At 58.6% G+C, this 23,729-nt stretch carries 25 protein-coding genes; 11 read left to right on the forward strand and 14 right to left on the reverse strand.

The window, feature by feature from the left end; all coding sequences use genetic code 11:
• Positions 1-25: 25 nt before the first annotated feature.
• From ypfJ to dapA, 4 genes are all read right to left on the reverse strand, one after another.
• Positions 26-895: a KPN_02809 family neutral zinc metallopeptidase gene (gene ypfJ, locus ACUTSC_RS19630; protein ID WP_060428635.1), complete on the reverse strand. Its 870-nt coding sequence runs from the start codon at positions 893-895 to the stop codon at positions 26-28.
• Positions 896-1,104: 209 nt separating this feature from the next.
• Positions 1,105-1,818 (reverse strand): phosphoribosylaminoimidazolesuccinocarboxamide synthase, encoded by a 714-nt coding sequence (gene purC / locus ACUTSC_RS19635; protein ID WP_197768908.1) that lies wholly within the window; start codon positions 1,816-1,818, stop codon positions 1,105-1,107.
• 170 nt (positions 1,819-1,988) lie between these two features.
• The gene (bamC, locus tag ACUTSC_RS19640) at positions 1,989-3,041 is read right to left on the reverse strand and encodes an outer membrane protein assembly factor BamC (RefSeq protein ID WP_033648812.1); all 1,053 of its coding nucleotides are present in this window, start codon (positions 3,039-3,041) and stop codon (positions 1,989-1,991) included.
• 16 nt (positions 3,042-3,057) lie between these two features.
• The gene (gene dapA / locus ACUTSC_RS19645) at positions 3,058-3,939 is read right to left on the reverse strand and encodes a 4-hydroxy-tetrahydrodipicolinate synthase (RefSeq protein WP_043147806.1); all 882 of its coding nucleotides are present in this window, start codon (positions 3,937-3,939) and stop codon (positions 3,058-3,060) included.
• A 110-nt stretch (positions 3,940-4,049) separates the two neighbouring features.
• Between dapA and ACUTSC_RS19650 the strand changes: the two genes are divergently transcribed.
• Entirely contained in the window at positions 4,050-4,655 is a 606-nt protein-coding gene (locus tag ACUTSC_RS19650; RefSeq protein ID WP_369919484.1) for a glycine cleavage system transcriptional repressor, read from the forward strand.
• A gap of 2 nt (positions 4,656-4,657) precedes the next feature.
• Entirely contained in the window at positions 4,658-5,122 is a 465-nt protein-coding gene (gene bcp, locus ACUTSC_RS19655; protein WP_049271993.1) for a thioredoxin-dependent thiol peroxidase, read from the forward strand.
• Positions 5,123-5,166: 44 nt separating this feature from the next.
• Here bcp and ACUTSC_RS19660 read toward each other — a convergent pair whose 3' ends face one another.
• Entirely contained in the window at positions 5,167-6,243 is a 1,077-nt protein-coding gene (locus ACUTSC_RS19660) for an AI-2E family transporter (protein ID WP_197768907.1), read from the reverse strand.
• An 854-nt stretch (positions 6,244-7,097) separates the two neighbouring features.
• On the opposite strand from ACUTSC_RS19660, the gene ACUTSC_RS19665 reads away from it, so the two are divergent.
• Positions 7,098-7,313, forward strand: a complete 216-nt coding sequence (locus ACUTSC_RS19665) for a hypothetical protein (protein WP_197768906.1) — start codon at positions 7,098-7,100, stop codon at positions 7,311-7,313.
• A gap of 69 nt (positions 7,314-7,382) precedes the next feature.
• Here ACUTSC_RS19665 and ACUTSC_RS19670 read toward each other — a convergent pair whose 3' ends face one another.
• Both ACUTSC_RS19670 and ACUTSC_RS19675 read right to left on the reverse strand, forming a co-directional pair.
• The gene (locus tag ACUTSC_RS19670) at positions 7,383-9,578 is read right to left on the reverse strand and encodes a TonB-dependent siderophore receptor (protein WP_197774073.1); all 2,196 of its coding nucleotides are present in this window, start codon (positions 9,576-9,578) and stop codon (positions 7,383-7,385) included.
• Between the two features lie 56 nt (positions 9,579-9,634).
• Positions 9,635-10,717: a YncE family protein gene (locus tag ACUTSC_RS19675; protein WP_445653508.1), complete on the reverse strand. Its 1,083-nt coding sequence runs from the start codon at positions 10,715-10,717 to the stop codon at positions 9,635-9,637.
• A 391-nt stretch (positions 10,718-11,108) separates the two neighbouring features.
• On the opposite strand from ACUTSC_RS19675, the gene ACUTSC_RS19680 reads away from it, so the two are divergent.
• Entirely contained in the window at positions 11,109-11,561 is a 453-nt protein-coding gene (locus ACUTSC_RS19680; protein ID WP_445653509.1) for a GNAT family N-acetyltransferase, read from the forward strand.
• A 2-nt stretch (positions 11,562-11,563) separates the two neighbouring features.
• On the opposite strand, the gene ACUTSC_RS19685 is transcribed toward ACUTSC_RS19680, so the two are convergent.
• On the reverse strand, positions 11,564-12,181 hold the full coding sequence (locus ACUTSC_RS19685) for a LysE family translocator (protein WP_445653510.1): 618 nt from the start codon (positions 12,179-12,181) through the stop codon (positions 11,564-11,566).
• A 194-nt stretch (positions 12,182-12,375) separates the two neighbouring features.
• On the opposite strand from ACUTSC_RS19685, the gene ACUTSC_RS19690 reads away from it, so the two are divergent.
• Positions 12,376-12,837 carry an Lrp/AsnC family transcriptional regulator gene (locus ACUTSC_RS19690; protein ID WP_063990473.1) on the forward strand — a complete coding sequence of 154 codons (462 nt, stop codon included), beginning with the start codon at positions 12,376-12,378 and terminating at the stop codon, positions 12,835-12,837.
• 34 nt (positions 12,838-12,871) lie between these two features.
• Here ACUTSC_RS19690 and ACUTSC_RS19695 read toward each other — a convergent pair whose 3' ends face one another.
• Both ACUTSC_RS19695 and ACUTSC_RS19700 read right to left on the reverse strand, forming a co-directional pair.
• Entirely contained in the window at positions 12,872-14,080 is a 1,209-nt protein-coding gene (locus ACUTSC_RS19695) for an FAD-dependent oxidoreductase (protein ID WP_197768903.1), read from the reverse strand.
• Between the two features lie 159 nt (positions 14,081-14,239).
• Positions 14,240-14,779, reverse strand: a complete 540-nt coding sequence (locus ACUTSC_RS19700; protein ID WP_025303838.1) for an RrF2 family transcriptional regulator — start codon at positions 14,777-14,779, stop codon at positions 14,240-14,242.
• A gap of 339 nt (positions 14,780-15,118) precedes the next feature.
• On the opposite strand from ACUTSC_RS19700, the gene ACUTSC_RS19705 reads away from it, so the two are divergent.
• Together ACUTSC_RS19705 and arsC are read left to right on the forward strand one after the other, a co-directional pair.
• The gene (locus ACUTSC_RS19705) at positions 15,119-16,588 is read left to right on the forward strand and encodes a M48 family metalloprotease (protein WP_197768902.1); all 1,470 of its coding nucleotides are present in this window, start codon (positions 15,119-15,121) and stop codon (positions 16,586-16,588) included.
• Positions 16,589-16,608: 20 nt separating this feature from the next.
• Positions 16,609-16,962 carry an arsenate reductase (glutaredoxin) gene (arsC, locus tag ACUTSC_RS19710; RefSeq protein ID WP_194571323.1) on the forward strand — a complete coding sequence of 118 codons (354 nt, stop codon included), beginning with the start codon at positions 16,609-16,611 and terminating at the stop codon, positions 16,960-16,962.
• Between the two features lie 48 nt (positions 16,963-17,010).
• Here the strand turns inward: arsC and hda are convergent, their stop codons facing one another.
• Positions 17,011-17,712 (reverse strand): DnaA inactivator Hda, encoded by a 702-nt coding sequence (hda, locus tag ACUTSC_RS19715; RefSeq protein ID WP_025159568.1) that lies wholly within the window; start codon positions 17,710-17,712, stop codon positions 17,011-17,013.
• A gap of 272 nt (positions 17,713-17,984) precedes the next feature.
• On the opposite strand from hda, the gene ACUTSC_RS19720 reads away from it, so the two are divergent.
• A complete protein-coding gene (locus tag ACUTSC_RS19720; protein ID WP_063990478.1) occupies positions 17,985-18,500 on the forward strand; it encodes a hypothetical protein in 516 nt (171 codons plus the stop codon).
• 33 nt (positions 18,501-18,533) lie between these two features.
• A complete protein-coding gene (locus ACUTSC_RS19725; RefSeq protein WP_016926728.1) occupies positions 18,534-18,782 on the forward strand; it encodes a GlsB/YeaQ/YmgE family stress response membrane protein in 249 nt (82 codons plus the stop codon).
• 34 nt (positions 18,783-18,816) lie between these two features.
• Here ACUTSC_RS19725 and ACUTSC_RS19730 read toward each other — a convergent pair whose 3' ends face one another.
• From ACUTSC_RS19730 to upp, 3 genes are all read right to left on the reverse strand, one after another.
• The gene (locus ACUTSC_RS19730) at positions 18,817-19,467 is read right to left on the reverse strand and encodes a DUF421 domain-containing protein (protein ID WP_019452427.1); all 651 of its coding nucleotides are present in this window, start codon (positions 19,465-19,467) and stop codon (positions 18,817-18,819) included.
• A gap of 109 nt (positions 19,468-19,576) precedes the next feature.
• Positions 19,577-20,866: a uracil permease gene (gene uraA / locus ACUTSC_RS19735; protein ID WP_197768901.1), complete on the reverse strand. Its 1,290-nt coding sequence runs from the start codon at positions 20,864-20,866 to the stop codon at positions 19,577-19,579.
• Positions 20,867-21,073: 207 nt separating this feature from the next.
• Complete coding sequence (upp, locus tag ACUTSC_RS19740; RefSeq protein WP_004941642.1) at positions 21,074-21,700, reverse strand: uracil phosphoribosyltransferase; 627 nt, start codon at positions 21,698-21,700, stop codon at positions 21,074-21,076.
• Positions 21,701-21,955: 255 nt separating this feature from the next.
• On the opposite strand from upp, the gene purM reads away from it, so the two are divergent.
• Entirely contained in the window at positions 21,956-22,993 is a 1,038-nt protein-coding gene (gene purM, locus ACUTSC_RS19745; RefSeq protein ID WP_025303843.1) for a phosphoribosylformylglycinamidine cyclo-ligase, read from the forward strand.
• A complete protein-coding gene (gene purN / locus ACUTSC_RS19750) occupies positions 22,993-23,631 on the forward strand; it encodes a phosphoribosylglycinamide formyltransferase (RefSeq protein ID WP_197768900.1) in 639 nt (212 codons plus the stop codon). Before purM ends, purN begins: the two co-directional genes overlap by 1 nt.
• The last annotated feature ends 98 nt before the right edge of the window (positions 23,632-23,729 follow it).

The raw sequence follows: 23,729 nt of genomic DNA on the forward strand, positions 1-23,729 counted from the left end.
GAGTCAGGCTCCGGCACTTGAGGCGTTAACGGGATGCAAAGGTGTTGCAGGTATTGGGATCGCCGCTGTCGAAGCCCTGTTTAAACCAGGTGTATCGCTGCTGCGAGGTGCCGTGGGTGAAGCTGTCCGGCACGACGCGGCCCTGGCTCTGCTGCTGCAACCGATCGTCGCCAATCGCCTGCGCGGCGTTCAGCGCCGCCTGCAGGTCGCCCTCTTCCAGCATCTGCTGCTTCTCGGCATATTTGCCCCACACGCCGGCGAAGCAGTCCGCCTGCAGCTCCATTTTCACCGACAGACGGTTCACTTCCGCCTGGCTGGCGCCCTGCTGCATCTGGCGGACCTTGGGCTCGATGCCCAACAGATTCTGCACGTGGTGGCCGACTTCGTGCGCCACCACATAGGCCTGGGCGAAATCACCGCCGGCGCCCAGCTTGGTTTTCATGTCCTGATAGAAAGACAGATCGATATACACCGTTTTGTCACCCGGGCAGTAGAACGGTCCCATTGCCGCCTGACCGGTGCCGCAGCTGGTGCGCGTCACGCCGCGATACATCACCAGCTTCGGCGGTTGATAGGTTTTGCCCATGCGCTGGAAAATCTCTTTCCAGTTATCCTCGGTCGAGGCCAGCACCACCGAGGTGAATTTGGCCAGCTCATCGTCTTTCGGACTGATGTTGGCGCTCTGTTGTTGACCCTGCGGTGCGACGTTACCGCCGTTCAATAGCGGCGACAGATCGATGCCGTAATAGCCGGCCACCAGCACCACCACCAGAATGACGATGCCGCCCTTGCCGCGCACCGGCACGCGGAAACCGCCGCCACCGCCGCCCAAACCTGAAGACTGCCCGCGACGATCCTCAACATTGTCACTTTCCCGACGCCCTTGCCAACGCATAAATATACTCCAGATATTTCCCCTGCTCGTTGAAGTTGCGCCGCGATCGTAAGCGCAAAGGCAGCTTCAAGCCTGAGTGGGATAGGTTTTAGTCATCTCGCATCCATCATTATAAATGGTCTGCCGCGGAGGAAATGTAGAAATTTTCTGGAAAAACGCAGAATAGCGGGACGATCCGGCCGGATCGCCCCGAATGGCAGTGCCGACGCTTAGTCGAGTTTCACGCCGATGCGGCGCGCTACTTCTTCGTAGGCTTCGATCAGGCCGCCCAGGCTTTGACGGAAACGGTCTTTGTCCATCTTGTCCAGGGTGTTTTTGTCCCACAGGCGGCTGCCGTCCGGCGAGAACTCATCGCCCAGCACCACTTCGCCGTTGAACAGGCCGAACTCCAGCTTGAAGTCGACCAGGATCAGGCCCGCGTCGTCGAACAGCTGGGTCAACACGTCGTTGGCGCGGTAGCTCAGCTCACGCATGCGCGCCAGATGTTCTTTGCTCACCCAGCCGAAGGTTTCGCAGTAGGATTCATTGACCATCGGATCGTGCATGGCGTCGTTTTTCAGGAACAGATCGAACAGCGGCGGGTTCAGCACCAGGCCCTCTTCGATGCCCAGACGCTTCACCAGCGAACCGGCGGCGCGGTTGCGGATCACGCATTCCACCGGCACCATTTCCAGCTTCTTCACCAGCACTTCGTTGTCGGACAGCAGACGCTCCATCTGGGTCGGGATGCCGGCTTCTTCCAGTTTGCTCATGATGAAATGGTTGAACTTGTTGTTCACCATGCCTTTGCGATCGAACTGCTCAATGCGCTGACCATCCAGTGCTGACGTATCGTTGCGGAACTCCAACACCAACAGATCGGGATTCTCGGTGGTGTAAACGGTTTTTGCCTTTCCGCGATACAGCTCAGCTAGCTTTTGCATCTTACTTACTCCAGTGATGTATCCCCGATGTCTCCCGAGCGCGGCCCGAAATTAGGGGGTATAGAATTGACCTAATGAATTCTTTGGCGTGCCGGACACTATTGTGCCAAACCTGCGACGCAAACGATACCGTATAGACAAAACAAAAAGGGGCCGAAGCCCCTTTTTGATTAGTTAACGCTGGTTTTACTGAAGGCAGACTGGAATGCCGCCACCAGTGCGTCGTTTTTCGACTGGGTGAGCGGTTTGCCTTTCGGATCGATAAATTGCAGGCTGGTGCGGTTGTTGAGATCGCCGACCTGCAGCTTGTAATCCCCTTCCGCCAGTTCAGGATCCTTGACGCCCAACGCATCCCAATCGCTGCTGCTCAGGGACTTGTAGGTCACGGCGACGGTGCCCTGCGGACGGCTGCGGTCACCCACTTTCATCCCCAGTTTTTCGAGCGCCGGCGGCAGGCGATCCCACACGACGGTGTACGGGCCGCGCACGACCAGCATCGGCAGGCCGGTGTCATCGGCGCCGCTCTGCACATCCAGCGCGCCGAAGCGGCTGGCGGTCTGGCTGCTCGCCAGGTTGTCCTGCTTGTCCAGGCCTTCGATCAGGGTGTTGATCATCATGCCGTTGTAGCGCTGGATCTCAGACTGATCGGTCACCTGCTCGGTCTTGCCCTGCTGCTGCAGGCCAACGCTTTTCACCACCAGCGCCTGCTGGTAGCCCTGCTGCTGCACGCTGATCTGATAACGGCCTTCGTACTGGTTGTCTTCGTCCAGACGGTTCCACTTCACCCAGTCGGTGGTCAGGGTCTGACCGGCGTCCTGGCGGGAAGCGATCGCGATGTTCTTCGCCTGCAGCAGGCTGACCACGCGCGACCAGAGGTTCTGGTTCTGCGGGCTGTTTTCCAGCAGCAGCGTGCCGCTGTCGCCGGCGTATTGCGCGCGTGAACCGCTCAGCAGCGCCAGCGGCTGCACCGGCGGACGAATGTCCAGCTGCTTGCCGACGTTGCCTTGCAGCGTCGTGGCGGGAACGTCATAGTTGCCGCTCTGCACCGGCAGGATCATGCCGGACGGCGCGTTCAGCGCCTTGAGCGGAGCCGCGTCGAGGTAGGCCTCGTCGCCGCTGACCTGGCGCTTGTAGCGCTGATCGCTGCTGCAGGCTGCCAGCATCATCACCAAGGAGATGCCCACTACTTTTGCTACCGTCGACTTTTGCAATGAATAAGCCATCAAATTTCCCTTAGAGTTACAGCAAACCGACGCTTTTCAGCGCGCGCTCCACCACCGGGCGGGCGGCTTCGCTCAACGGCGTCATCGGCAGACGCAGCGTATCGGTTGCCATCAATCCCAACGCCTTACAGGCCCACTTCACCGGAATTGGGTTTGCTTCTACAAATAGATCCTGATGCAACGGCATCAAGCGCTGATTTAAGCGGCGCGCGTCGGCAAATTTGCCCTGCGCCGCCAGCGCGCAAAGTTCCGCCATTTCGCGCGCGGCCACGTTGGCCGTCACGGAAATCACCCCTTTGCCGCCCAGTTGCATGAAGTCCAGCCCGCTGGCGTCGTCGCCGCTCAGCAAAATGAAGTCTTCATCGTCAACCAGCACTTGGATCTGACTAACGCGACTTAAGTTCCCCGTCGCTTCTTTTACAGCAACAATATTCTTGATTTTTGCCAGCCGAGCGATGGTCGGTGGCAGCATGTCGCAGCCGGTGCGCGAAGGCACGTTGTACAGGATCTGCGGCAGCTCGGTGCTCTCGGCGATCGCCTTGAAGTGCTGATACAGCCCTTCCTGCGTCGGCTTATTGTAGTACGGCGTCACCGTCAGGCAGCCCACTACGCCGGTATTGGCGAAGCGGGTGGTGAGCGCGATGGCTTCGGCGGTGGCGTTGGCGCCGGTGCCGGCGATCACCGGAATGCGGCCGTCGGCCAGCTCCAGCGTCTGCAGCACCACGTCAACGTGCTCGTCATGGGCAAGCGTTGCGGACTCGCCGGTGGTCCCTACGGAAACGATCGCCGCGGTGCCACTGGCTACATGATAATCGATCAATTTTTTCAGGCTCGCGCGATCGACAGCACCTTTGTCGTCCATCGGCGTCACCAGTGCAACAATACTTCCCGTAAACATTGGCCGTCCCCTCCACAAACAAGTCACTCATGGTACTTTTGCTGCCTATCCAAAAGCAAGCGCACAACCGCGTTGTAAGCGCTTGGCAGGCGGTTTTTTTTATGTTTACCATGGTAACCCCATTAAGCACGACAGGAAGCGCTATTTTGCCTCAGTCAGACGAACACTATCTCGTGATTACCGCGCTCGGCGCCGACCGCCCCGGAATCGTCAATACCATCACCCGCCACGTCAGCAGTTGCGGATGCAATATCGAAGATAGCCGTCTGGCCATGCTGGGAGAGGAGTTCACGTTCATCATGCTGCTGTCCGGCAGCTGGAACGCCATCACCCTGATCGAATCCACCCTGCCGCAAAAAGGCGCGGAGCTGGATCTGCTGATCGTGATGAAGCGCACAAACTCGCACGAAAGGCCGCCGATGCCGGCCACGGTGTGGGTGCAGGTGGAAGTGAAGGACTCGCCGCACATCATCGAACGCTTTACCGATCTGTTCGACTCCAGCCAGATGAATATCGCCGAACTGGTCTCGCGCACGCAGCCGGCGGAGGGCGACCTGCCGCCGCAGCTGTATATCCAAATCACCGCCCACAGCTCCGGCGATCGGGACGCCTCAAATATTGAGCAAGCCTTCCATCGCCTATGTACAGAATTGAACGCGCAAGGCAGTATTAGCGTGGTGAACTATCCACAGCATGACGAGAAAGATGGAGAGTAGTGATGAGCCCATTGAAAGCCGGTGACACAGCGCCGAAATTTAGTTTGCCTGACCAGGACGGTGAGGAAATTAATTTGGCCGACTTCCAGGGACAGCGAGTATTGGTCTATTTCTATCCGAAGGCGATGACGCCGGGCTGCACCGTGCAAGCCTGCGGCCTGCGGGACAACATGGACGAATTGAAAAAGGTCGGCGTCGAAGTGCTGGGCATCAGCACCGACAAACCGGAAAAACTGTCGCGCTTTGCCGAAAAGGAGCTGCTCAACTTCACGCTGTTGTCTGATGAAGATCATCAGGTGTCGCAACAGTTTGGCGTGTGGGGCGAGAAAACCTTCATGGGCAAGACCTACGACGGTATTCACCGCATCAGTTTCCTGATCGATGGCAAAGGCAAGATTGAAAAAGTGTTTGATGATTTCAAAACCACCAATCACCACGACATCGTTCTGAGCTACCTGCAGCAGTAATTCTCACGAGGCGCAGCGGCCTGCTGCGCTTCGTTTCTTCCCTGTCAACCGGCCTTGTCATCCACTTCGACCCGCAGTTCATCCGGCCAGGCATGGATCACCGCCTTCACCAGCGTCGCCAGCGGTATGGCGAAAAACACGCCCCAAAAGCCCCACATCCCGCCGAACACGATCACCGACAGGATAATCACCAGCGGATGCAGGTTGACCGCTTCGGAGAACAAAATGGGCACCAGCAGGTTGCCGTCCAGCCCCTGCACCACCAGATAGGCGACGATCAGCGTCCAAAAATCGGCGCCGACGCCCCATTGGAACAGCGCCACCACCACCACCGGAATGGTGACCAGCACCGCGCCGATGTAGGGGATCAATACCGAGAAGCCCACCAGCACCGCCAGCAGCAGCGAGTAGCGCATGTCCAGCACGGCGAACACCAGGTAGGTCGCCACGCCGACAATCACCATCTCCAGCACCTTGCCGCGAATGTAGTTGGTGATCTGCTGATTCATCTCGTTCCAGACCTGCCCCGCCAGGCCGCGATTGCGCGGCAGCACGCGGCGCACCGCGTTCAGCAGCTGTTCTTTGTCCTTCAACAGGAAGAACATCATCATCGGCACCAGGATCAGGTAGATAGCCAGCGTCAGCAGGCCGACCAGCGACGCCAGCGAGAATTTCACCACCGACTCACCCATGCCGGACAGCCGGCTGCGCAGGTTTTCCGCCATCATGTCGATGATGCCGGCATCCACCAGCGCCGGATAACGCTTCGGCAGCGTCGCGGCGAAGTTATAGAACTGGTTGAGCATGCCCGGCAGATCGCTCATCAGATTGATGCCCTGTTGCCAGGCGGTCGGCGCGACGACGAACACCAACAGCATGGCGATGCCCGCGAACACCAGCAGCATGATGCTCGCCGCCCAGGTGCGCGAACAGCCGATGCGCTGCAGGCGCGCGGTCGGCCACTCCAGCAGATAGGCCAGCACGATGGCGACCAGCAACGGGGTCAGAATGCCGTGCAGAAAATAGAGAATGAGGAACCCGGCGACCAGGATCACCAGCAGCGCGATAGCCTGCGGATCGGTGAAGCGGCGGCGGTACCACTGTAATAACATCTCCAGCATCAGAGCGGGCTCCTCGATATTTGGCGGGCGGGCATGGCGATTCCTGTGATGGGCCTGATTAAAGCATAGATAGAACGGGCGCACGCGAGGTGTGCAAAGCACTCAGAGTACTCAAAGTTCGCCATACATCAACAGCGATTTGGCTGATTTTATCGCGCGGGCAGGCGATCGACGCAAAAATCCGCAGACGCGGCGACTGGCGCGGTGAACGGCCCCGAACGGGGCCGCGGAAGATTACAGCGAGGTACCGATAGAAAGGGGCGAACCGACCGCCAATGCGAACAACAACACACAGCCAATCGCGATCGCCGCCGCCAGATCATTTTTCATTGTCCCGTCCCCTGATGCTTAAACTGGTTATCGTCACGAACTCTGTCGGTTCTACGTTGAAGGCCTTTGCCGATGCACGTCATTAAAAACCCCCGCCTAAGCGGGGGAGAAAACGTTCTGGTGCATCAAGTGTTACAAGGAGGTCATGAGGGATTGCTAACCCTAAATGACTATTTCAAGCTAGGATTATTCCCAGAGCATGGCAAGCGATCGCGTCGAGGTTATCCGCACTTTGAGATAAACCTCATAAAAAAATCCCGCACGGCAGCGGGATGAAGGGATGATAACGTCATGAATTTTTTATGCGGACAATGAGGCGGTATTGTCGTCATTTGGCGACAATACCGCGCCGACACGGTGGTCACAAGGGAAATTTAGCCACGGTCAGGAAATCAGAATTTCGCCAATGCCCGCGATCGTACGCCAGTCAGCATCAACGAAAAAATGGGATTTTCGTCAGACAGTCACCGGGCAAAAACCGGTAGCATGGCCGATATCATCCCAAACGCCGTAGGGGAAAAAAGATGAGCAGCAAACCGTGTGAATTTGATGAAGCCATCTGCCTGGCTATCGGGCGTGGCGTTTGGGAAGTCGTGAAGATAGGGGATGAAATCAGCGTCTTCTCCCTGCTGGAAGCTATCGAGTGCTTCATCGAAAGGCAGGCGCTCAGCGAAAGCGAAATCGCGGCGGCGGACGACGCGCTGGATTTGATCAGCGTCCTCACCCATCGGTCATGCTGAAAAACGCCCCCCCGGTGGCGAAGGAACCGGCGACCCATCGCATGTGGGCCGCCGTCGTTTCTGTATCGATTAGAAGTCGTAAGTTACCGACGCTTTCAGCGTCCTCGCCTGTCCCTGGAAGATGTAAGTGCCATTGCTTTCTACGCCAGACCAATACTTCTCATTCGTGACGTTGTCCAACCCCACACGCCATACCAGCGTATTTTGATCCTCATTCAAACGCATGCGATAGCGAAGGCCGAGATCCAGGGTCGTGAAACTATCGAGCTTTTTGGTATTGGCGGAGTCGGCATATTGCGAACCGGTATGCCGCACTTTCGCCGTTGCCGTCAGGCCATCGACCGGCTTGATATCGTACTCCGCTCCCAGCACCGCATAGAAGTGCGCTACGCCGATAGCGTCTTTGCCATCGTTACGGCCGCCCTGGGTTTTGGTCAGCTCGGGCGAAAGCCAGGTAGCGCTGCCGTTGAGGCGCAGGCCGAATGCCGGCTCGCCGAACACATTCAATTCCACGCCGCGGTTGCGTTGTTCGCCGTTCAACGTGTAGTAGTTGTTGCTGTCGATCAGGGTGGCCGGCTTTTTGATTTCAAACAGCGCCAACGAGCCGCCTACGCGTTCGAAATCAACTTTCACGCCCACTTCATTTTGCTTGGAACGGGCGATACCGGTACTCTGCCCGAAGTTAGCCGCCTCTTTCGGCGCGATGCCGCCAGGCTGTAACGCCTCGGTATGGTTGGCATAAAGCGACACCGTTTCCCACGGCTTGTAGACCAGCCCGAACGTCGGCATCCAGCGGCTTTGCGTATAACGGGAGGCGGTATCCTCCAGGCCGGTGGCGTTGCTGTAATTACGCACCACCACTTTCTGATGGCGCGCGGCCGCCGTTAACAACACCCGGTCGCCGAAAAAGCCCAACGTATCGCTGAATAACCAGCCCTGCGTCCGGTTGCGCGCCGTAGTCAGCGGATCGCTGTAGTTGCCGCCGAAATAGGCGTTGTCCGGTATTGCGACATCATGGTTATCGTAGATATTGGTCGTCGGATTGTTGGCGGACATGCGCCACGCGGTTTTGTCGCGTTTAATCTGCGCGGAATAGCCAACGTTGACCCGATGCGAAACCGCCCAGGTCGTGAACTTGCCCTCAAGCCCCGCCATACCGCTGAAAGCGTCGATGATGCGATTGGTGTCCAAGCGCCCAACCGTGGCGTCGCCGTTGGCGTTGATGAGCTTCGGCGCGCTGTAAACACCGGTTTCATGGCCGTGCTGCGCGCCCAACCCGGCATAGGCCTTCCAGTCGCGGGTTAAATCATATTCCGCTTTCGCCATGCCGAATTCGTTCTCGATATCGCTGTAGCCCCACTGCTGACTGTAATTTTTACGGGTGTCAGGCACCGCGGGTACCACATCGATGCCGCTGATGTTGACCCCCATCGTTCCGCCATGGAAGGTCTTTTTCTGATAACCGAAGTCCAACGATGAACGGAAACGATCGCCGCGATAGTCCAGCCCGACCGATGCCAGCGTGGTGCGCCGCTTATCATCCTCAACCGCCGTTTCCCCCTCTCGGTGCACCAGGTTGACGCGAGCGCCAAACTGGTTGTCGTCACCGAAACGGCGGCCCAGATCCAGCTTGCCGCCCACCTGAGAGTCGGAGGTGTAGTCGATACCGATCTGAGTGGTCGGCGTTTCTTCCGCCCGCTTCGGTTCAAGATTGATCATGCCGCCAACGCCGCTGGAAGCCAGGCCGTTCAGCAAGGCGTTCGCCCCTTTGAAGATCTCAACCCGCTCCAGCATCTGGGTATCCACTACCTGACGCGGCACCACGCCCGGCAGCCCGCCCATCGTCATGTCGTCGCCGTCCAGTTGGAAACCGCGGATGCGATAGGTTTCGGCGAAGTTACCGTATCCCTGCACCGCCTGCACACCCGCATCGTTGCTCACCACGTCGGCGATGGTCTTCGCCTGCTGATCCTGTACCAGCTTTGCGGTATAGCCTATGACGTTGAACGGAACGTCCATCGCTTTCTGTTCGCCCAGCATCCCCAGGCGGCCGCCGTGGGCGACCTGTCCATCCAGGTAGGCGGGGACCAAATCATTGCCGCCGGAGTTGAAATCGGCGTGTTTTTCGGCCCGGACGACCAGGGTGTCCTCCCGGTTTTTCTTGGCGTCGCCGTCTGCGGCCAGTGCGCCCTGGCTCAGCGCGCCGATAGTCAGCGCCAGCAGCGTTTTACGTAAAGGGAAATTCGTTGTACTGGTGTTGTGCATAATTCACTCATGAATGAGGATAAAAGTTAAATGGCCCGTCGCCGGGCCGATGGGGCTTATTTATTCAACGCGATGCGAACCACGCTGTCCGGCCCCTGCGTGGAATGATCTTTGTTAAACGGTTGTTTGACCGTAACGAACAATGTCTGGCCGTCTGCCGACAACAACAAGCTGTTTGGATTCGGCGGCAGCGCCCAGCGCTGTTTCACCGCATAGGTCGTCGCATCCAGGCTCAGTACATTGCCGGATTCACGCTGCGAGATATAAATTTCGTTGCGCCGTGAATTGAAAACGACAGCCAAAGAGTCGCCCACATCAAGCCGCTTCAATAACTTTCCGGTGTGAATATCCAAGACCAGCGTGGTCTTCGCCTTGGAGTTGTCAGTGACGAACAAACGACCGGTAGCCTCGTCCTCCGCCATATTGAGCAGCAGTGCCGGTTGGTCTCCCAACGGTTTCCAGCGTTTTTCGATGCGGTTGGAACGCGGGTTGATCACCAGGATCTCGCCGCTGCCATTGGCGGCATACACGCGTTGGGTCTGTTCGGAGTAATGCAGGCCGGTCATCCATTTTCCGGTATTTTTAATGCGCGTTTTCAGCTTGAGCGTTTCGGCGTCAACCACCCAAATTTGCGCCGGATCGGCCACCGCCCCCACATACAGCGTGTTGTTGTGAGCCAGGATTTGGCGCGCACCATACGGCAACCCTTTCTCATTGCGCTCGCTGAACAGCAAACGCCCTTTCACCTTACCGTCGGCAGCGCCGATTGCGCTGATACCGCCGTCCAGCGAATTGCTGACATAAAGGGTTTTCCCATCCGCAGAGGCCTGCATGGCGAAATTTTTCAGGTCGGTATGCGTCGTGCCAAGGGTTTTCAGAGTTTTGGCGTCCAGCTTATAGACCACGCCGCCCTGCACAGCTTTAAAACTTTCGGCGCTGGCGACGTACAGCGCATCTCCCCCTGGCGTCAGCGCCATTTCATACAAGCCATAAGCCAGTTGGCGTTTGACGACGCTGTCGGATTGCGCCACTTGCGCGAGAGGTTGCACAGCAGGAGAAGAGGAATTGGTTTGGTGCGGCGCGCAGCCGCTTAGCGCCATACCCGTCAGCAGGGCGAGCACAGAGATTTTCATTTTCATCGGGGAAATCCTTGACCATTTAAAACGGCGTTAACGGGGGCTCTGCAGTTTAGTTTTGAGCTTTCTCATAACGAGAAATGAGCGCCACCGCGCGTCTCAGTGTTTCCCTGTGAATCAACTATCACGCTAATGCAGGCTAATAACTCCTTCATGCGCCCGCGAACAACAAAGAGAATGAGAAACATACTCATTATTATTTACGCAATCAAGCGTAAATATTTTCCTTCCCTCTCTAAAAGTCATGGCGGCATCTCGTATTATCAAAGCCAATACGTCAGCTATCGATCGCGGTGCCGGGCATGATTATCTCGCCTTACACCGTCGATAGACGGCCTCACCCTGCGTACAGGCAATTAACGGCAAACGAGCAAACAACAGGAGAAGAACCCTCATGACAACGCCTGCCCCACGGGAGTGGCGGCGTGCTGACTATCTCGTCAGCACCGAGCCCGCCCTGCTGGATCTCGATGCCATTCATGCGTTTCTGACCCGTTCATCCTGGGCGGAAGGCATTGATAAAGAGACCGTTCGCCAGTCCCTCGCCCACAGCCTGTGCTTCGGTTTGTATCACGATGCCTGGCAAATCGGTTTCGCCCGGCTGGTCACCGATTACGCCACTTTCGGCTATCTGTGCGACGTGTACGTGCTGGAGACGCATCAAAAAGGCGGGCTGGGCCTGTGGCTGGCAGAATGTTGCCAGGCCCATCCGCTGATGGCGACGCTGCGGCGAGTCATGCTGGTCACCAGCACCGCCCCTTGGCTCTATGAAAAAGTGGGCTATAGCGCCATTAACCGTCCCGATTTTGTCTGGCAGATCGCCCGGCCGGACATCTATCGGCGGTAATGCTATTTCAGCGCCTGTTCGGCCAGCAGCCCGAGGGCGATGACAATCATCGCCGCGCCGGAGATGCGCCCCACGACCTTCGCAGCCTGCGGGCGCGTGCGCAACACCGACTGCGAACCGAATCCCACCAGCAGATACACCAGGCTGCAGCTGATCAAATGCACCACGCCCAACGCCAGCATCTGCATCGGCACCGACCATTCGGCCCGGGCGTCGGTAAACTGCGGCAGCAGCGCCAAAAACAGCAGAAACACCTTGGGGTTCAGCCCGCTGACGCACACGCCCTTGCCGGCCCAGCGCAGCCAGGAATCGGAACGCTGATCTTCACCGGCGCCAGGCACCGGCGGGTGCAGCAGCATGTTGAAACCGATCCACAAGAGGTAAGCCGCTCCCAACAAGGTGAGCGCCGTCAGCGCCAGCGGGTTGCCGACCAGCAGCGCGCCGACGCCCGCCACCACGATCGCAATCATCAGCAGGTGGCCAAACAGCAAGCCGGCGACGGCGGGCACCACCACCCGGCCGCGAATGCCCGCCGAGATCACATAGGCCCAATCCATACCCGGCGTGATCACCAACAAAATCGACACCGCCCAAAAAGCGGCGAACAGAGCGAGCGTCATGCCGGCGCCCTCTCAAACGCACCGCGCCACACCGAACAGAGAACCATTGCGCTTTCCTCGTGGAAGAAGAACGGCCACCGCCTGCCGCGGCGGCCGTCAAAACCGTTCAACAGATGGCAAGAATATCCTCAAGACGTTAAAATGTGCTTTCAATTACTTGCCTTAAATCGGCATAAGCGGGGAAATTTTTCTAAATGGATAAGATTGATCGCAAGATTCTTGCTGAACTGCAGGTCGACGGCCGTTTGTCGGTGACCGAGCTGGCCGATCGTATCGGGTTGAGCGTTTCTCCCTGCCACCGCCGGGTGCGGGCGTTAGAGGAGTCCGGGGTGATCAGGGGTTATCGCGCCCAGCTCGATCCCGGCAGCCTGGGCTATAACTTCTCCGCCCTGGTGTTCGTCACCATGCGCGAAGGCGATCGCCGCGCCGTTGAAACTTTCGAAAACGCCATGATGGATATTCCCCAGGTGGTGCAGGCGCAGCGGCTGTTCGGCGATCCGGACTATCTGCTGCACGTGATCGCCCGCGATCTGCCCGCCTTTCAACAGCTTTACGACGAGAAACTCTCCGCTTTGCCGGGCGTGCAGCGCCTGAGCTCCACCCTGGTGATGAAAACCGTGGTGCCGGAGCGCTCGTTCCTGCCGCTGGGAAAATGACGACGGGAGCGTTAACGCTCCCGTTTTGGCTTCCTTAAGGCACAATCACGAAATCCGGATTGGCGACGGCAAACAGCGCCTCGCGATCCGCCGCCGGTGGGTAAATCCACTGCGTGTTGATTTCCTGCTTAATCTTTTTGCCTTCCTGACGGGTAAAGCGCACCTGGCGCTCCCAGCCTTCGGTATACAGCGCCCCCCACGGCCCCAGATCCAAACAGGTCACATACTTCGGCTGGCTGTACGGGTGCGTCGGCAAGCCCACGAGTTCCGCCGCCGCATTGTGGCCGGCGACGCGGCCGAGGCTCATCGCATGCTGGCAGGTCATCAGGTTATGATTGCCGAGATCGTCGGTAGCGGCTTTCACCGTGTCACCGGTCACGAAAATGCCCGTCGCCGCCGGCGCGCGCAGGAAGGCGTCGCCGATCACCCGGCCGCTGCCGTCGCGCTCGCCAGGGATCTGCTCGGTCAGCGGATGCGCCCGCACGCCCGCCGCCAGGATCACCGTGTTGGCGGCGATGCGCTCACCGTTCGACAGCATGACCCCCTCGGCGTCGATGGCCGAGACGCGCAGGCCGGCCCGCGCTTCCACGCCGCACTCCGCCAACGCCTGACGTATCACCGCCCCCGGCTCCGCCCCCATCCCGGCACCCACTTCCGGGGCGCTATCGACGATCACCACGCGCACGTTCTCGTCTTTGCCCAGCGCATCCCGCAGCCGCTGTGGCATCTCCGCCGCGCTCTCCAGCCCGGTCAGCCCCGCGCCCACCACCACGGCGGTGTTGCGCGCCGGCGTCGAGGGTTTGGCCGCCAGCGCTTTAATATGGGCATCCAAACGCTGCGCGCTTTCCAGCGTATCGACGTTGAAACCGTATTCGGCAAAGCCCGGCACCGCAGGCACGGAGAGCCGACTGCCGGTAGCCCACACCAGGCGGTCGTAGGCCAATTCAAGGGCTTCCCCCGTCGCCTGCGCCACCGTGAGCGTCTTGGCGGCGGCATCGATGCGCTCTACCGCCCCGGCCAGGTGCCGCACGCCGACGGCGGCGAGCTGCGCGGAAATGTCCGGATTCATGTTTTCCAACACCGCTTCATACAGGCGCGGCCGGATGGTGACCGTGGGCGTCGGTGAAACCATGAGCACCTCGATCTCGTCATGCTTACCGGCGATGTTAATGGCGCGCATGGCGGACACGGCGGCCCAAAAACCGGCAAAACCGGAACCGGCAATCACTATTTTCTGCGTCATGGGATGACTCCTTCATACAGGGTTAACCGGGCGATAAGACTGCCCGCAGTTTTTTCGGATGAACGATGCCGTTCCGCTCCCGTAGCAGGGTGCAGAAGGCCCGCCCGCCCCTTCCGAAGAGGCGGGAAAAGTGTGTTTCGCTTTAAGGAAAAGTGGTGCTTAGGTCTTGGCGCGCGCCGTTTTGCCGCTGCGTGCGGTGCGCTCCGTCATGCGCTCGTCGAGCCAGAGGTTGACCTCACCGAAGAAGCCTTGCGGCGCTTTGCGGCCAAAGCGGGCCGCGACGGCGCCGAGGGTCTGCGCCGCCAGCGCATCGCGCATCGCCTTCTCCGCCTGCAGCATCACCGCATGGATAGCGCATTTGCCGGAGACTGCCCAATCCGGCGGGGAGTCATCAAACACCGCGCAGCGCCCGCGCACCTCCTGGCAATCGAACAGCGGCTTGTGCCCTTCGATGGCGTCGATGATCGCCAGAAAACTGATCTCATCCGCCGGGCGCGCCAGCCGGTAGCCGCCGCGCACCCCTTCGCTGGCGGCGACGATCCCCGCCTTTTCCAGCTTGGGGAAAATCTTGGCCAGAAAGCTGGGAGAGATCCCCTGCAGTTCGGCAAGCTCGCGGCTGCTGAGCGCGCGCTGGTTATCGCCGACCAGCCACAGCAGGCAGTGGATGCCATATTCAACGCTGGTTGTGATGTACGCCATATGTCCGTTTTCGACCGTCAATGAATCTTCAATAACGCAGACTATATGAGTCTGCGTTTATCTTGTCAATAAAACACGGATCAACTTTGTCCGCGTTTTATTCGAAATGCATGTCGCCAACGACGAAAAAGCGCCCTTCAAAATGAAAAATAAAACTTTTTTGCCCGATCCGCGCCCGGCTAACGTTTCCTTGTCGCCTGCGGCTGACTATGATGTGATGGGTGCCGCCGCCGCGGTTTGTGAGCCGCCGCACTTTCACGCGGATTGCGCCGCGGGAATAAAGAACTCTTGTCTGCTGCTGACGTCTTAGAAATGATTATTTAAGGGAAACGCCTGACTATGACCAACCGGTTGACCAAAACCGCGTTAACGGTGCTGCTGCTCGGCACGCTGAACGCCACCGCCCTGGCACCAGCACAGGCGGAAAGCCAGGACCAGTTGCCGGATATGGGCACCTCCGCCGGCGGCACCCTGAGCATCGGACAAGAGCTGGCGATGGGCGATTTCTACGTGCGCCAACTGCGCGCCAGCGCCCCGCTGATCAACGATCCGCTGCTGAGCCAGTACATCAACCAGCTGGGCAACCGGCTGGTGGCCAGCGCTTATTCGGTGCGCACGCCGTTCCATTTCTATCTGGTGCGCAACGACGAGATCAACGCCTTTGCCTTCTTCGGCGGCAACGTGGTGCTGCATTCCGCGCTGTTTCGCGTCAGCGACAACGAAAGCCAGCTGGCTTCGGTGCTGGCGCACGAAATCTCGCACGTCACCCAGCGCCACCTGGCGCGCGCCATGGAAGATCAACAGCGCAACGCCCCGCTGACCTGGGTGGGCGCACTCGGCTCCATCCTGCTGGCGATGGCCAACCCGACCATGGGCATGGCGGCGCTGAGCGGCACCCTGGCCGGCACCCAGCAGGGCATGATCAGCTTTACCCAATCGAACGAACAGGAAGCCGACCGCATCGGCATTCAGGTGCTGCAGCGCGCCGGTTTCGATCCGGAAGCGATGCCCGACTTCCTGCAGAAACTCTCGGATCAGTCGCGCTACGCCTCCAAACCGCCGGAAATGCTGCTGACGCACCCGTTGCCGGACAGCCGCCTATCCGACGCGCGCAACCGCGCCAACCAGATGCCGAAACACATCGTGCAGTCCTCGCAGGATTACCTGATGGCCAAGGTGCGCGCACTGGGCATGTACAGTTCGGAAGGCTATGGCCTGAACGAAGAACTGCTCGGCTCGCTCAGCAAGGGCAACGTGCGCGAACAGGCGGCCGCCAAATACGGCCGCGCCATCCTGTTCTATGAAGCGAAAAAATACGACGACGCACGCAACATCATTCAGCCGATGCTGGCGCAGGATGCGAAAAACGTCTGGCTGATCGATCTGATGACCGACATCGATCTCGGCCAGAAACGCGCGCCGCAGGCCATCGCCCGCCTGCAGGCGGCCAACGCCGCCCAGAGCAACAACCCGGTGCTGCAGCTTAACCTGGCCAACGCCTATGTCGAAGGCAACCAGCCGGCGCAGGCCTCGAAGATCCTGAACCGCTATACCTTTGCCCATCCGGACGATCCGAACGGCTGGGATCTGCTGGCGCAGGCCAGCGCCGCCCAAGGGCTGCGCGATGAAGAGCTGTCGGCCCGCGCCGAAAGCCTGGCGCTGACCGGCCGGCTCGATCAGGCCATCGGCCTGCTCAGCAATGCCAGCTCGCTGCAGAAACTCGGCAGCCTGAAACAGGCGCGCTACGATGCGCGCATCGACCAGCTGCGCCAACTGCAACAGCGCTTCCGCCAATACCAGCGCAGCTGATTCAACAAGGAATGAACGCCATGAAAAATGTCACGATTTATCACAACCCGCGCTGCTCCAAGAGCCGTGAAACCCTGGCGCTGCTGGAGCAGCACGGTGTCGCTCCCAAGGTGGTGCTGTACCTTGAAACGCCCCCGTCGGCCGATGAGCTGAAAAAACTGTTGAAAGAATTAGGCTTCACATCGGCGCGCGATCTGATGCGCAAGAAAGAAGATCTGTACAAGGAATTGAAGCTGGCGGACGACAGCCTGAGCGAAGAACAGCTGCTGGCGGCGATGACGGCGAACCCGAAACTGATCGAACGCCCTATCGTGGTGAAAGGCAGCAAGGCGCGCATCGGCCGGCCGCCGGAGCAGGTGCTGGAGATTTTATAAATTCGAATTCGGGCGCGGACTGTCGCGCCCTTTCATTTGCGGTAGCCGCTACAGCCCCAGGATCTCTTTAACGAACGGGATGGTCAGCTTACGCTGGGCGGTGATCGAGGCGCGATCGAGCTGATCGAGGGTCATAAACAGCGTGCGCATCTCGCGATCCAACCGTTTCAACAGGAAGCGGCCCACGTCTTCCGGCAGCTCGAAGCCGCGCAGTTTGCCGCGCAGTTGCAGCGCCAGCAGTTTCTCTTCGTCCGACAGCGGCTGCAGCTTGTAGATCTGCCCCCAGTCCAGGCGCGAAGCCAGATCCGGTAAACGCAGGTTCAGCTGGCGCGGTGGACGATCTCCGGTGATGAACAAGCGGGTGCGGCCGGTTTCCAGGATGCGGTTGTAGAGGTTGAAGATCGCCATCTCCCACTCTTCGTCGCCGGCGATGCATTCGATATTGTCGATGCAGACCAGCGCCAACTGCTCCATGCCATCCAACACTTCGGGCACGAAGTAAGCGCGCTTGTCGAGCGGCACATAGCCCACCGCTTCCCCCTTCTGCGAAAGCTCGGCGCAGGCCGCATGCAGCAAATGGCTGCGCCCGCCGCCTTCACGCGACCAAAAATAGATATAGCTGCCATGTTCCTGACGGACGGCGGATTGGATCGCGGCTAATAGGGATGGGTTCTCGCCCGGATAAAAACTGGCGAAAGTTTCATCATCGGGAAGATAAAGTGGCAGTGAAAGCTGTGCCGGCGTATTCAGAGAAGCACCTCAACCAAAACTGGCAGAAAAACGTGGGCAGTTTAACACAGAAAACGGGCGCTGTTGAACCGGCAGGATCTTATGCCGCAATAGTGAGCAATGCCTTAGCGCCGTTTAATCGATTGCGGCTCCCTCACCGGCAAGAATAGTCTGATATCAAACCCTAACCCCATGCCTATGCAGGTTAAATTTGTAATTTAAGTAAAATCTGACCTAGTATAGGTAGGCAAAACGCAATCACCATCAACAAGGTTTCTGCAAGGATATAGACGATGAAAGTATGGAATAAAGTGCTGTTAGCCTCCTTTATCGGGTTGTTGGTTGCCGGCTGTGATGACTCTTCCAAGGTTGACGCCAACCTGGATAAAGCCAAAGACAGCGCCGAGCAGATGAAAGACGCCGCCCAGAAAAAAGCGGACGATCTGACGGACAAAGCGAAAGCGACGGCAGATGACATCAAAAAAGAGGCCGCCACGCAGGCAGACCAGCTGAAGGACAAAGCCTCGGCGATTAAAGATGAAGCCGCCAAGCAGGCCGACGCCATCACCAACGACGCCAAGGCCAAGGCCGCCGCGATCAAGGATGACGCAGGCAAACAAAGCCAGCAGCTGGTGGATCAGGCCAAGGCCATCAAGAACGACGCCATCAACGGCGCCAACGATCTGACCGAGCAGGCCAAGGCGAAGACCGAAGCCATCAAGAACAGCGCCGAAAACAAAGCGCAAGAGTTGAAACAAGAGACCGATGCAGCGGTGAACGGCAATACGCAGCCGGCCACCCAGCAGTAAGTTATTCTCAGCCACAAAAGAAAGGAGCAGTAAATGGGGATTATTTCCTGGATTATTTTCGGCCTGATCGCCGGTATTTTGGCTAAGTGGATCATGCCCGGCAAAGACGGCGGCGGCTTTATTCTGACCGTCGTGCTGGGGATCATCGGCGCCGTGGTCGGCGGCTATATCAGCACCTTCTTCGGCTACGGCAAGGTTGACGGCTTCAACTTCGGCAGCTTCGTGGTAGCGGTTATCGGCGCCATCGTGGTGCTGTTCGTGTACCGCAAAATTCGCAGCTAATATGACATTGGGGAGCTGAGGCTCCCCTTTTTCACTATTTAACTATACGTCCGTCATTAAGAATGAATGCTGTCCTACCGTCCCAAAACTCAGCAATAAAAATATCTTTCGGCTCTATGCCGTGTTCACGGATAGTTTGGTTCAACCACTCCTCATCTTTACTAATCTCCTGCAGCTCATAAGGCCTGGCCCTGCCATTTTTCATAATGATAACTGAAGGCAGCTCATTTCCCTCACATACCGCAGTGATCTGACCGCCCGGCTCAATTTGCGCATAGACAATCTCCTGAAAGGCATGGATCCCCTGCGCATGCAGCTGTGAGGAAACGTTCAAGATGTCGATTTTATTTTTCTTGGCTAAAATATTTTCCATCAAAAAGCGGCCGTTTTTTATAATTGGTATCGGGTTGCCTATAGTGACCGAACGAAAGAAGTTGCAATGTTTACTGATTGCATTCAACAGAGAAATTAGCCCTACTCCGATAAGTAATACAACGACATACTGGTACAAGGGGATGCTGTCGCTATAGATAACGCCCCCAATAATGCCCCCGAGCACAAAGTTACCGATAAAATCCACTGGGGTCATCTGCGATAGCTGGGTCTTTCCCGACAGGTTCAGGTGGGTGATAACAATGACAAAGCCAATCACAAATTTGAGCAAAATATATCCGTAGTACTCCATACCCACTTTCCTTTTAACCGATGTTGTTAATGCTATCAGTTACTTTATCCCAACGGATATAAATGCAGAAATACGAATAGAAAGGGCAACCCCTGGGCTGCCCTTTTCGTTACTTCTGCTCCGCCGATTCGTCCGGCGCGTCGAGCACCTCTTCTTCCTTGCGGAACAGGCTGATGATCTTGAACAGCAGGCTCAAGCCAATGCCGACGATGGTCGCCAGCGCCATGCCTTTCAGCTCCGCCGCGCCGATATGCACCTTGGCGCCGCTCACGCCGATAATCAGGATCACCGAGGTTAAAATCAGGTTTTGCGCTTTGTTGTAATCCACTTTGGACTCGATCAGCACGCGAATGCCCGAGGCGCCGATCACGCCGTACAGCAGCAGGGAAACGCCGCCCATTACCGGCACCGGCACCGCCTGGATCGCCGCCGCCAGCTTGCCGATGCAGGACAGCAGGATCGCCAGCACCGCCGCGCCACCGATCACCCAGGTGCTGTAGACCTTGGTGATGGCCATCACGCCGATGTTCTCGCCGTAGGTGGTGTTCGGCGTGGAGCCGAAGAAGCCGGAGAACACCGTCGAGATGCCGTTGGCGAACATCGAGCGGTGCAGCCCCGGATCGCGGATCAGGTCTTTTTTCACGATGTTGGCGGTCACCACCAGATGGCCGACATGCTCGGCGATCACCACCAGCGCCGCCGGCAGAATGGTGAAGATGGCGAACCACTCAAAGCGCGGGGTGTAGAAGGTCGGCAGCGCGAACCAGTGCGCCTCGCGGATCGGGGTCAAATCCACCACGCCCATGAAGAACGACAGCGCATAACCCACCAGCACGCCGATCAGGATCGGGATAATTGCCAGGAAGCCGCGGAACAGCACCGAGCCGAGCACCGTGACCGCCAGCGTCACCAGCGAAATGGTGATGGTGGTCGAATCGGCGCTGGTGCCTTCCGCCGGCAGCAGCCCCGCCATGTTGGCCGCCACGCCCGCCAGCTCCAGCCCGATGACGGCGACGATCGCCCCCATCGCCGCCGGCGGGAACATCACGTCCAGCCAGCCGGTGCCGGCTTTTTTCACGATCAGCGCCACCAGGCAGAACAGCACGCCGCACATGATGAAACCGCCCAACGCCACTTCATAACCGAGCGGCAACAGCAGCAGCACCGGCGAGATAAACGCGAAGCTGGAACCGAGGTAAGCCGGGATCTTGCCTTTACAGATGAACAGATACAGCAGCGTGCCGATGCCGTTGAACAGCAGCACGGTCGCCGGGTTGATCTTGAACAGGATAGGCACCAGCACGGTGGCGCCGAACATGGCGAACAGGTGCTGGAAGCTGAGCGGAATGGTCTGGAGCAGCGGCGGGCGCTCGCTGACGCCGATGGCGCGACGGGTCATGTGTGCTTTTCCTCTGAGTCATTAATCGTTATGCAAACTGAATTGTCTATGCTCAATGGATTTCAAGTTACAGCCAGGCGGCCAGGGCAATAATCCCCAGGAGCTTATATCAAATAAGTGACTGGGGTTATTGCCTGCAGCCAACAACGCTGTAGCTTGAAAGACGAAGAGCATAAAAAAGCCGACTCGTTAAGTCGGCTAAAATGTTTACTTGGTACCAAATATCTTGTCGCCCGCGTCGCCCAGGCCAGGCACGATGTAGCCCTTGTCGTTCAGGCACTGATCGATGGAGGCGGTGTACAGCTCAACGTCCGGGTGCGCTTTCTCCAGCGCGGCGATGCCTTCCGGCGCCGCCACCAGAACCAGCACCTTGATGCTGTGGCAGCCGGCTTTCTTCAGCAGATCGATAGTGGCGATCATCGAACCGCCGGTGGCCAGCATCGGGTCGACGACCAGCGCCATGCGCTCTTCGATGTTGGAAACCAGCTTCTGGAAGTACGGCACCGGCTCTAAGGTTTCTTCGTCGCGGTAAACGCCCACCACGCTGATGCGCGCGCTCGGCACGTGCTCCAGCACCCCTTCCATCATGCCCAGGCCTGCGCGCAGGATTGGCACTACGGTAATCTTTTTCCCTTTGATCTGATCCACTTCAACTGGCCCGCACCAGCCTTCGATGGTGACTTTTTCCGTCTCCAGATCGGCGGTCGCTTCATAGGTCAGTAAACTACCCACTTCTGAGGCCAGCTCACGGAAGCGTTTGGTGCTGATGTCATTTTCGCGCATCAGGCCAAGCTTGTGTTTTACCAGCGGGTGTTTCACCTCAACGATCTTCATCATTTTTCTCCTATTAAGGTGGTTGCGGCCAAAAAAATCGCGGGATTATACCTCCTTTTTTTCGCCGCGCCACCCACAATAGCCCGATCGGGATCAACAAAAGTTTGAATATCAGTATAGATGACGAAAAAGCGGAGCCGGTTCACAAGCCGCTCGCAAACGTTTGCCTGCGCTGTTAGAATTGCCGCGCCTTATTCCGGAATCAACATCGGAAGCACAGTTTTCAAACCGCAAACCGTCGTGGGGAATCGCGCAGTGACCGACAAAACCTCTCTCAGCTATAAAGACGCAGGTGTCGATATCGATGCAGGCAACGCATTGGTAGATCGCATCAAAGGTGTAGTTAAACAGACCCGTCGCCCGGAAGTGATGGGCGGTCTGGGCGGGTTTGGCGCCCTGTGTGCGTTGCCGCAGAAATACCGCGAGCCGGTGCTGGTTTCCGGTACCGACGGCGTGGGCACCAAGCTGCGTCTGGCGATGGATCTGAAACGCCACGACACCATCGGCATCGATCTGGTGGCGATGTGCGTCAACGATCTGGTGGTTCAGGGCGCCGAGCCGCTGTTCTTCCTCGACTACTACGCGACCGGCAAGCTGGATGTGGACACCGCGGCCAGCGTGATCACCGGCATCGCCGAGGGCTGCAAACAGTCCGGCTGTGCGCTGGTGGGCGGCGAAACCGCTGAAATGCCGGGCATGTACCACGGCGAAGATTACGACGTGGCCGGTTTCTGCGTCGGCGTGGTCGAAAAATCCGAGATCATCGACGGCAGCAAAGTGCAGTCCGGCGACGCGCTGATCGCCCTGGGCGCTTCCGGCCCGCACTCCAACGGCTACTCGCTGGTGCGTAAAATCCTGGAAGTGAGCAACACCGATCCGACCGCCACCCAGTTGGAAGGCAAACCGCTGGCCGACCACCTGCTGGCGCCGACCAAGATTTACGTGAAGTCGGTGCTGGAGCTGATCGAGAAGGCGGACGTCCACGCCATCGCTCACCTCACCGGCGGCGGCTTCTGGGAAAACATTCCACGCGTGCTGCCGGAAGGCATGCAGGCGGTGATCGACGAAGCCAGCTGGCAGTGGCCGGCGGTGTTCACCTGGCTGCAGCAGGCCGGTAACGTCAGCCGTCATGAAATGTACCGCACCTTCAACTGCGGCGTAGGCATGGTCATCGCCCTGCCGGAAGCCGAAGTGGAAGCGGCCATCGCGCTGCTGACCGCGGCAGGTGAAAAAGCGTGGAAAATCGGTAAACTGACCGCCTCTTCCGACGAACAACAAGTGGTCATCAACTGATGAAAAAGATCGTGGTGTTGGTCTCCGGCCAGGGGAGCAATCTCCAGGCGCTGATTGACGCCTGCCAGCAGGGCCGCATCGCCGCCGAGATCGTGGCGGTGTTCAGCAACAAGGCGCAGGCTTATGGCCTGCAGCGCGCCGAGGCGGCCGGCATCGCCACCCAGGCGCTGGATGCCAAGGCTTACGCCGATCGCACGGCGTTCGACGCCGCGTTGGCGGACGCCATCGACCAGCACCAGCCCGATCTGGTGGTGCTGGCCGGCTACATGCGCATCCTCAGCCCGCAGTTCGTGCAGCGTTATGCCAGCCGCCTGCTGAACATCCACCCTTCCCTGCTGCCGAAATACCCGGGGCTGCATACCCACCGTCAGGCCATCGACAACGGCGACAGCGAACACGGCACCTCGGTGCACTTCGTGACCGAACAGCTCGACGGCGGCCCGGTGATCTTGCAGGCCAAGGTGCCGATTTTCGCTGACGACGAGGAGGATGACGTGGTTGAACGGGTGCAAACCCAGGAACACACGATCTATCCGCTGGTGGTGAGCTGGTTCGTCGATGGCCGCCTGGCAATGCGCGATGGCGCCGCCTGGCTGGACGGCGAACGCCTGCCTGAGCAGGGTCACGCCGCCGACTGAGGCGCGCAGCCTGAACCTTGCCTAAACGGCGCCCACGCGGCGTAATGCTTGTCAGTTAAGCTTTTGAGGAAGCCGCAACGTATAACGTTGCGGCTTCT

Source organism: Serratia sp. TSA_105.2, from assembly GCF_052692115.1.

Coding starts and splice junctions, on each gene's coding strand:
- ypfJ (WP_060428635.1), bottom strand. CDS start 895: ATGCGTTGGCAAGGGCGTCGGGAAAGTGACAATGTTGAGGATCGTCGC.
- purC (WP_197768908.1), bottom strand. CDS start 1,818: ATGCAAAAGCTAGCTGAGCTGTATCGCGGAAAGGCAAAAACCGTTTAC.
- bamC (WP_033648812.1), bottom strand. CDS start 3,041: ATGGCTTATTCATTGCAAAAGTCGACGGTAGCAAAAGTAGTGGGCATC.
- dapA (WP_043147806.1), bottom strand. CDS start 3,939: ATGTTTACGGGAAGTATTGTTGCACTGGTGACGCCGATGGACGACAAA.
- ACUTSC_RS19650 (WP_369919484.1), top strand. CDS start 4,050: ATGGTAACCCCATTAAGCACGACAGGAAGCGCTATTTTGCCTCAGTCA.
- bcp (WP_049271993.1), top strand. CDS start 4,658: ATGAGCCCATTGAAAGCCGGTGACACAGCGCCGAAATTTAGTTTGCCT.
- ACUTSC_RS19660 (WP_197768907.1), bottom strand. CDS start 6,243: ATGCTGGAGATGTTATTACAGTGGTACCGCCGCCGCTTCACCGATCCG.
- ACUTSC_RS19665 (WP_197768906.1), top strand. CDS start 7,098: ATGAGCAGCAAACCGTGTGAATTTGATGAAGCCATCTGCCTGGCTATC.
- ACUTSC_RS19670 (WP_197774073.1), bottom strand. CDS start 9,578: ATGCACAACACCAGTACAACGAATTTCCCTTTACGTAAAACGCTGCTG.
- ACUTSC_RS19675 (WP_445653508.1), bottom strand. CDS start 10,717: ATGAAAATGAAAATCTCTGTGCTCGCCCTGCTGACGGGTATGGCGCTA.
- ACUTSC_RS19680 (WP_445653509.1), top strand. CDS start 11,109: ATGACAACGCCTGCCCCACGGGAGTGGCGGCGTGCTGACTATCTCGTC.
- ACUTSC_RS19685 (WP_445653510.1), bottom strand. CDS start 12,181: ATGACGCTCGCTCTGTTCGCCGCTTTTTGGGCGGTGTCGATTTTGTTG.
- ACUTSC_RS19690 (WP_063990473.1), top strand. CDS start 12,376: ATGGATAAGATTGATCGCAAGATTCTTGCTGAACTGCAGGTCGACGGC.
- ACUTSC_RS19695 (WP_197768903.1), bottom strand. CDS start 14,080: ATGACGCAGAAAATAGTGATTGCCGGTTCCGGTTTTGCCGGTTTTTGG.
- ACUTSC_RS19700 (WP_025303838.1), bottom strand. CDS start 14,779: ATGGCGTACATCACAACCAGCGTTGAATATGGCATCCACTGCCTGCTG.
- ACUTSC_RS19705 (WP_197768902.1), top strand. CDS start 15,119: ATGACCAACCGGTTGACCAAAACCGCGTTAACGGTGCTGCTGCTCGGC.
- arsC (WP_194571323.1), top strand. CDS start 16,609: ATGAAAAATGTCACGATTTATCACAACCCGCGCTGCTCCAAGAGCCGT.
- ACUTSC_RS19720 (WP_063990478.1), top strand. CDS start 17,985: ATGAAAGTATGGAATAAAGTGCTGTTAGCCTCCTTTATCGGGTTGTTG.
- ACUTSC_RS19725 (WP_016926728.1), top strand. CDS start 18,534: ATGGGGATTATTTCCTGGATTATTTTCGGCCTGATCGCCGGTATTTTG.
- ACUTSC_RS19730 (WP_019452427.1), bottom strand. CDS start 19,467: ATGGAGTACTACGGATATATTTTGCTCAAATTTGTGATTGGCTTTGTC.
- uraA (WP_197768901.1), bottom strand. CDS start 20,866: ATGACCCGTCGCGCCATCGGCGTCAGCGAGCGCCCGCCGCTGCTCCAG.
- upp (WP_004941642.1), bottom strand. CDS start 21,700: ATGAAGATCGTTGAGGTGAAACACCCGCTGGTAAAACACAAGCTTGGC.
- purN (WP_197768900.1), top strand. CDS start 22,993: ATGAAAAAGATCGTGGTGTTGGTCTCCGGCCAGGGGAGCAATCTCCAG.